At 29.6% G+C, this 7,528-nt stretch carries 8 protein-coding genes; 5 read left to right on the forward strand and 3 right to left on the reverse strand.

Translation table 11 applies throughout. From position 1 onward, the window contains the following. Positions 1-18: 18 nt before the first annotated feature. Together purH and L1S33_RS05980 are read right to left on the reverse strand one after the other, a co-directional pair. Positions 19-1,545, reverse strand: coding sequence for a bifunctional phosphoribosylaminoimidazolecarboxamide formyltransferase/IMP cyclohydrolase (gene purH, locus L1S33_RS05975; protein ID WP_240561623.1), 1,527 nt, complete (start codon positions 1,543-1,545; stop codon positions 19-21). A 453-nt stretch (positions 1,546-1,998) separates the two neighbouring features. Next, positions 1,999-2,451: a GAF domain-containing protein gene (locus L1S33_RS05980; protein WP_240552932.1), complete on the reverse strand. Its 453-nt coding sequence runs from the start codon at positions 2,449-2,451 to the stop codon at positions 1,999-2,001. A 40-nt stretch (positions 2,452-2,491) separates the two neighbouring features. Here L1S33_RS05980 and xrtF point away from each other — a divergent pair, with 40 nt between their 5' ends. From xrtF to L1S33_RS06005, 5 genes are all read left to right on the forward strand, one after another. Continuing rightward, complete coding sequence (gene xrtF / locus L1S33_RS05985) at positions 2,492-3,037, forward strand: exosortase family protein XrtF (protein WP_240552931.1); 546 nt, start codon at positions 2,492-2,494, stop codon at positions 3,035-3,037. Beyond that, positions 3,034-3,471 (forward strand): exosortase F system-associated membrane protein, encoded by a 438-nt coding sequence (locus tag L1S33_RS05990; RefSeq protein ID WP_240561624.1) that lies wholly within the window; start codon positions 3,034-3,036, stop codon positions 3,469-3,471. Before xrtF ends, L1S33_RS05990 begins: the two co-directional genes overlap by 4 nt. Positions 3,472-3,510: 39 nt before the next feature. Then, on the forward strand, positions 3,511-3,918 hold the full coding sequence (locus L1S33_RS05995) for an HYC_CC_PP family protein (protein ID WP_240552929.1): 408 nt from the start codon (positions 3,511-3,513) through the stop codon (positions 3,916-3,918). Between the two features lie 73 nt (positions 3,919-3,991). Further along, positions 3,992-6,235 (forward strand): TonB-dependent receptor, encoded by a 2,244-nt coding sequence (locus tag L1S33_RS06000; protein WP_240561625.1) that lies wholly within the window; start codon positions 3,992-3,994, stop codon positions 6,233-6,235. A gap of 12 nt (positions 6,236-6,247) precedes the next feature. Next, positions 6,248-6,628 carry a heavy-metal-associated domain-containing protein gene (locus tag L1S33_RS06005; RefSeq protein ID WP_240561626.1) on the forward strand — a complete coding sequence of 127 codons (381 nt, stop codon included), beginning with the start codon at positions 6,248-6,250 and terminating at the stop codon, positions 6,626-6,628. Positions 6,629-6,757: 129 nt separating this feature from the next. Here the strand turns inward: L1S33_RS06005 and L1S33_RS06010 are convergent. After that, the coding region (locus tag L1S33_RS06010; RefSeq protein WP_240561627.1) for a T9SS type A sorting domain-containing protein at positions 6,758-7,528 on the reverse strand (771 nt) is incomplete at its 5' end.

Below are 7,528 nucleotides of genomic sequence, written 5' to 3' on the forward strand. Positions count from 1 at the left end.
TGTTTTAACTTGTAATTGTTAATGTTTAAAATGTCTTACGCCAGTAAAAACCATTGAAACATTATTGTCATTACAATAGTTAATACTTAGTTCATCTTTTATAGATCCACCAGGTTGTATTACACTTTTTATACCTGCATTATCTGCAATTTCTACACAATCTGGAAATGGGAAAAAAGCATCACTTGCCATAACAGCACCTTTTAAATCGAAATTAAATGAGGTTGCTTTTTCAATGGCTTGTTTTAAAGCATCAACTCTGCTTGTTTGACCAGTTCCTCCAGCTAATAATTGTTTGTTTTTTACTAAAATTATAGTGTTAGACTTTGTGTTTTTACACAATTTAGAAGCAAACAATAAATCTTCTAACTCACTTTCTGACGGTTTATTGTTAGTTGGGTAAGATAAATCTTCTAATTTATCAGTTATAAAGTCTTTGTCTTGAACTAAATTACCGTTTAAGCAAGTTCTAACTGTTTGGGTTGGTAATTCTACTTCTTTCTGAATTAAAATAACTCTGTTCTTTTTCCCTTTTAAAGCTGCAAGAGCTTCGTCTGTATAACTAGGTGCAATTACAACTTCGCAAAATAATTTATGAATTTCTTCTGCGGTGTCTTTATCAATAGTTGTATTAGCAATTAATATTCCGCCAAAGGCAGAAACAGGATCACCAGCTAAAGCGTCTACATAAGCTTGGTGTATAGTTTCTCTTTGCGCAAAACCACATGCATTGTTGTGTTTTAAAATTGCAAAAGTTGGCGCTTCACCTTTAAACTCTGCCATCAAATTAACAGCTGCATCTACGTCTAAAAGATTGTTGTAGCTTAATTCTTTACCATGTAATTTGTCGAACATTGCATCTAAATCTCCAAAGAAATACCCTTTTTGATGTGGGTTTTCGCCATAACGTAAGGTTTTAGAGATTGTTTGGCTTGCTTTAAAAACTACTTCATCTTCATTAAAATAATTAAAGATTGCAGTATCGTAATGAGATGAAATATTAAAAGATTTTGCAGCAAACTTCTTTCTTTGTTCAATTGAAGTTGTTCCGTTATCTTCAGAAAGAATACTTAAGAACTCTTCATATTGATCCATTGAAGAAACAGTAAAGGTGTCTTTAAAGTTTTTTGCTGAAGCTCTAATTAAAGAAATTCCGCCGATATCAATTTTTTCAACGATATCTTGTTCTGGTGCTCCAGATGCTACAGTTTTTTCAAACGGATATAAATCTACAATTACTAAATCTATTTGTGGAATTTGATATTCTGCTAATTCAGCAATATCACTTTCGTTATCTTGTCTGTTTAAAATTCCTCCAAAAACTTTTGGGTGTAAAGTTTTAACTCTTCCTCCTAAAATAGAAGGGTAAGAAGTAACTTCATCAACAGGAACTACGTCTATGCCTAATTCTTTAATGAATTTTTCTGTTCCCCCAGTAGAGTAAATTGTTACGTTTAATTCGTTTAGTTTTTGTACAATTGGCGCTAAGCCATCTTTGTGAAATACCGAAATTAATGCGGATTTAATTGTTTTTGCAGTGCTCATTTAGTGTTGTGTTGTTAAGCACGCAAAGCTACTAAAACCTTAGCGGTATAACAATAAAAAGATACTCACAAAAAGGTGTAGTAATTAACAATTATTTAGCCATCATTTTTTCTTTAAAATCTGACAATAACATATTGTAGTCTTTAGGCTGTTTGCTAGGTTTCTTGTAAAAGTTAGAAATTAACTTTTTTAAAATTGTTTGTTTTTTCATTTCGTGGGGGATTTTTTGAAAAAAAAATTATTCTGCTTTTTCTATAAAATTATAGATCCAATTAACTACTTTTCTAAGTATAGTTGGTTTTTTGTGGTAGTGAGAAGTACTAGTGCCTATTATTGTAGAATAGGTTGTTTGGTTTTTATTATTCATGTTTAAGGGATTGATGAATTAATAATTTAGTTAATATGTTCAACAAACTTAAATAAAAAATAATTATAAAGCAAGTAATTAGCTAGTTACACTATTTTTGAAACTTTTTCACATATATATTCTAAAAGATTTTCATCATCTTTTGTAAATGGGTTTACTGTGTGAGAATCGATGTCTATTTGACCAATATTTTCACCTTCAACAAAAATTGGAATTACAATTTCGCTTTTTACTTTCCAGCCACAAGAAATGTAATTATCTTGACTAGAAACATCTTGCACAACAAAATTCTCATTACTAACAGCAACTTGCCCGCAAATTCCTTTTCCAAAAGGAATTATAGTGTGTTCAGTTTCTTCACCAGTATATTGAGCTAGTTTTAATTCTTCTTTATCTCCGTTTTTAAAGTAAAATCCAACCCAATCATAATACGTAATTTGTGCTTCTAAGTAATCACAAATCTGTTGTAATTTATCTTCTTTTAAGCTAGTTGATTCTATTATAGAATCAATTTTAGATTTTAATATTTCTATATTCATTATCTTAGTATCTTCGTTCAATATAAGGATGCAAAAATAAATGATTTTAACGCTAAAAAAACATAAAAAAGTACTTCTTTTTTTACTTAAATTTTTTGCAACGTATTTTGTGTTATTTGCAATTTATTCTAGTTACTTAAAAAGAAATCAACAACTAGATCCATTTGTAAATGCACCAGTTACACAGTTGGTAGCAAAACAATCTGCATGGGGTTTAGAGCTTTTTGGGTATCAAGTAGAAAAAGTACAACATCCAGAAGAACTTTCTATTTTTTTAGCATTAAATGGTAATTATGTAGGTAAAATTGTTGAAGGTTGTAATTCCGTTAGTTTAATAATTCTTTTCATAGCATTTATTATTGCTTTTTCAGGAAGTTTTAAAGCAACATTGTTGTATATGCTTTTTGGAACTATTTTTATTTGGATTATTAATATTGTAAGAATAGTTGTTATTTGTATAATGTTAGATAAGTATCCAGAACAAGAAATGTTTTTGCATAAGTTGCTTTTTCCTGCAATAATCTATGGAGCTGTCTTTCTGTTATGGGTTATTTGGGTGAATAAATTTTCAACAGCAAAAAAATGAAAAAAAAATACAACTATTTAGTTATTGCTTTTTTGTTCTTCTTGTTGATTTTAGTCAGAGCTTTTTCAACTAAAATGTTTTACGATCCAATGACTAGTTATTTTGAAGATGAATATTTACATATTTCTCCAGAAAGCGTTGTCTATTGGAAGTTGTTTTTAAATATGTTCTATCGTTTTTTAATAAACACAGTTATTTCTTTAGGCATTATTTGGTTGGTTTTTAAAAGAGTTGATTTTGTAAAGTTTTCAGCAATATTTTATGGAGTTGCATTTATTATTTTAAGTCTTGTCTTTTATTTTTTATTGAAAGATAATTTTTCTTCAGGTCATTTATTACCTTTTTATATCAGACGATTTATAATTCATCCATTAATTTTATTGGTGCTTTTGCCAGCTTTGTATTATCAAATAATACAAGAAAAAGAACTTTAACATAGTTTTAAAATTTAGTGTTGTAAATTTGCAACTTAAATGAAGCAGTTTTTAAAAAATATAACTTCTGTAATACTAGCCTTTTTAGTGTTGTTTTCAACCTTTTCTTTTACGGTTGAAAAGCATTACTGTGGAGATTTTTTAGTAGATGTTTCTTACACAGGAGATGCTAAAGAGTGCAACATGGACAATGGCACATCTAATGTTGTGCAAATGAAAAAATGTTGTAAAAATGAAGTCGAGCAAGTAAAAGGGCAAGATGAATTGCAACAAAACTCAATACATAAAATAACTTTTAAAGATCAGCAATTTATAATTTCATTTGTAATTGCCTATGTTGACTTACTTTCAAATAGTGAGCAGGATAGATCTTTGTTTGAATATCAATCTCCACCACCAAATCTCGATAGAGATTACCAGGTTTTTTACCAGTCTTTTTTAATCTGATTTTATTTTTAATGCGATAAAATTCATCTTTTTAGATGAAAATAAGTCTATTTAATAAATAAAATTAATATAAATGAAAAAATATATAATTGGCATATGTATGCTAATTCCATTTTTATCATTTTCTCAGCAAGAATTAAGAGGAATGATAATGGATAAAACAAATCCAAAAGACAATTTAGGTGTTTTTGGCGCCAATGTTTATTGGTTAAACACAACAGTTGGAGCAACCACAGATGAAAAAGGATGGTTTAAAATTCCATATAAATCAAGTTATAAAAAGCTGGTAGTAAGTTTTATTGGTTATAAAACGGACACAATTAATATTACTAGTTTAAAACCAATTCATCATTTTATTACAGATCAAAGTACTTTAGATGAAGTTAGTGTGTCTGTTAAGAAAAAAGCCACGCAGAAATCTTTCTTGCAAACAGCAAATGTATTTACAGTAAATAGCGAAGAATTACTGAAAGCTGCTTGTTGTAATTTGGCTGAAAGTTTTGAAACAAATCCATCAATAGATGTTAATTTTTCAGATGCATTAACAGGAACAAAACAAATACAAATGTTGGGCTTAAAAAGTCCGTATTTGTTAATTTCACAAGAGAATATTCCTTCAATAAGAGGAGCAGCACAAGTTTTTGGACTTACATTTACCCCAGGAACTTGGGTAGAGAGTATCCAAATAACCAAAGGAGCAGGAAGTGTAATTAATGGATTTGAAAGTATTTCTGGGCAAATAAATGCAGAGTTAGTAAAACCTTATACGGATAATAAATTCTTTTTAAACGCTTATGGTTCTTTAGGAGGAAGATTAGAATTGAATACTCATTTTAATCAAAAAGTCTCTGATAAATGGCAAACAGGCTTGTATATTCATGGAGATTATCGAGGCGAAAAATTTGATAGAAATAACGATAATTTTTTAGACAATCCGCTTGCGGAACAAATAAACATTATGAACCGTTGGCAATATACAGATGCCGAAAAAGGCTGGGTAAGTTTCATTAATTTTAGATACATGAATGATGAAAAACAAACCGGTGAAATCGATTTTAATCCTATAACAGATAAAGGAACAACAAATGCTTGGGGTAGTGAAATTAAAACCAAACGTTTTGATACTTCGTTAAAATTAGGTTATGTTTTTCCAGAATTACCATTTCAAAGTTTCGGATTTCAATTAGCATATAGTAACCATAATCAAGATTCTTATTTTGGATTAAATAGGTATGATATTAAACATCAGAGTATATATTCAAACTTATTATTTAATTCAATAATTGGAGATACAAGAAATAAGTTTTCTGTCGGAATTAATTTTGCCTATGATGTGTATGATGAATTGGTTAATATTACTGATTACTCTAGAAAAGAAAACTCATTTGGAGGCTTTTTTGAATACGCTTTCGATAATTTGGACGACTTTAGTTTTACGGCTGGTTTGCGTTTAGATACTCATAATTTATTAGGAACGTTTGTTACACCACGTTTTCATATGCGTTATGCTCCTTGGGAAAAAGGAGTTCTAAGAGCTTCAATTGGGCAAGGGAGAAAAGCAGCTAACATTTTTGCAGAAAATCAACAATTATTTGCAAGTTCAAGAAAAATAGATGTGCAAAGTACTGGTGGAAAAATTTACGGATTAGATCCAGAAGTAGCATGGAATTATGGAGTTTCGTATTTACAGGGATTTAATTTATTTGATAAAAAAGGAGACATAACCTTTGATTTTTACAGAACAGATTTTCAGAATCAAGTTGTAGTAGATTGGGAGAATCCACAAGAAATAGCATTCTATAATTTAGAAGGAAAAAGTTATGCAAATAGTTTTCAAACTGAAATAAACTATAATATTATAAAGTATTTTAATATGCGATTAGCGTACAAGTATTATGATATTGAAACTGATTATCAGTCAGGTAAAGCAATTAAGCCATTAACTCCAAATCATCGTTTTTTTGCTAATGTTTCATACGAAACTATTAAAGATGAAGAGATTAAAAAGTATTGGAAGTTTGATGTAACCTATAATTTAATAGGAGAACAAAGACTGCCAAATACAAGTACAAACCCAGTTCAATATCAATTATCAGAATATTCAGATTCGTATAGCTTGTTAAACGCTCAGGTAACAAAAGTTTTTTCTGATAAATTTGAAGTATATGTTGGGGGAGAAAACTTAACAAATTACAAACAGAAAAATCCTATTTTAGCAAATGATGATCCATTTGGCGCAAATTTTGATACTACAATAGTATATGCACCAATTTTTGGACAGATGTTTTATGGCGGATTACGTTTTAAACTTAATTAAAAATCAATAAAAATGAAAAAAGTATTAGTAATAGTTAGTTTGTTTTTCTTCGGAATAACTGCAAACGCACAAAAGAAAAATGCAAAAGTATCTTTAGAAGTAGATGGAATTTGTGGTATGTGTAAAAAAAGAATTGAAACTGCAGCTTTAAAAACCAAAGGTGTAAAGTTTGCAAGTTGGAATGTTAATACACATAAATTAAGTTTAATTTTAGATGAACGTAAAACTTCTGTAGAAAATGTTCAAAAGAGTGTTGCTGCTGTTGGGCACGATTCTAAAGGTTTTGTAGCTACAGATGAGGCTTATAATTCTGTACATCCTTGTTGTAAATATAGAGATGAGGAAATTATAGAGAACCACGCAGGAGAGCTAAAAAAACAAAAAAAGAAGTAATACTTAGTTTTAAGTGTATAAAAAAACCGCTAGATTTATCTAGCGGTTTTTTTATAACTCGTTTTGTTTCTATATATGTTTTAAATAAAGTAGATAATATTAGTCTACAATTTTAGGTTTGTATATAGTTTATTTTTTTATAACAGTTTTTGTTCCTAACATTTCACCTTCGTTAAAGAATGTAAGTAAATACGTTGCTCTATCTAATTCCGATAAGTCTATTTGTTTCTCATCATCCAATTTAACTGATTTTATTCTACGTCCAATGATGTCGTGTACAATTACTCTTGTAATTGTTTTATTGCTTTTTATTTTAACAATATTTATTGTTGGATTTGGGTAAATCGTAAATTTAGAGGTTAGTTCTTCATCATCAATATCTAAAACAGTTCCAGTAATTTCTACATTTTGAGTTTTCATTACTGTGTTACAAGTTCCAGTTACTGTATAAGTAATTACATAGCTTCCAGGTTCAGAGGCAGATAAATCAATAGTTCCATCACTAGAATTTAAAACAATTCCAGTTGTAGATGTAAATGCTCCACCTGTTAAACCAGAGAAATTTGGAGTAGGGTCAGAATCATTCACATCGTAAGTTGCAGCTCCATAATTAAACGAAGCATCATCTAACGCATTTACAGTTACAGAAACTGAAGTTGAATTCGGACAGGTTCCACTAGTTGTATAGGTTACAGAATATGTTCCAGGAGTTGAAGCTGATACATCAATTGCACCAGTTCCACTATTTATTGATAATCCACTTGTAGAAGAGAAACTTCCACCATTAAGACCAGTAATAGTTGGCGTTGGATCTGTATCATCTGCACAATACGCAGCAGCTGAATAATTAAATGAAGCATCGTCTAAAGCGTTTACAGTTACAGAAACAGCACTTGAATT

The organism is Tenacibaculum aquimarinum (assembly GCF_022478115.1).
In the GTDB taxonomy this organism is placed as follows: Bacteria; Bacteroidota; Bacteroidia; order Flavobacteriales; family Flavobacteriaceae; genus Polaribacter; species Polaribacter aquimarinum_A.

Bases quoted from the DNA above. Each gene is read 5' to 3' on its own strand.
- purH (WP_240561623.1), bottom strand. From the start codon at position 1,545: ATGAGCACTGCAAAAACAATTAAATCCGCATTAATTTCGGTATTTCAC.
- L1S33_RS05980 (WP_240552932.1), bottom strand. From the start codon at position 2,451: ATGAATATAGAAATATTAAAATCTAAAATTGATTCTATAATAGAATCA.
- xrtF (WP_240552931.1), top strand. From the start codon at position 2,492: ATGATTTTAACGCTAAAAAAACATAAAAAAGTACTTCTTTTTTTACTT.
- L1S33_RS05990 (WP_240561624.1), top strand. From the start codon at position 3,034: ATGAAAAAAAAATACAACTATTTAGTTATTGCTTTTTTGTTCTTCTTG.
- L1S33_RS05995 (WP_240552929.1), top strand. From the start codon at position 3,511: ATGAAGCAGTTTTTAAAAAATATAACTTCTGTAATACTAGCCTTTTTA.
- L1S33_RS06000 (WP_240561625.1), top strand. From the start codon at position 3,992: ATGAAAAAATATATAATTGGCATATGTATGCTAATTCCATTTTTATCA.
- L1S33_RS06005 (WP_240561626.1), top strand. From the start codon at position 6,248: ATGAAAAAAGTATTAGTAATAGTTAGTTTGTTTTTCTTCGGAATAACT.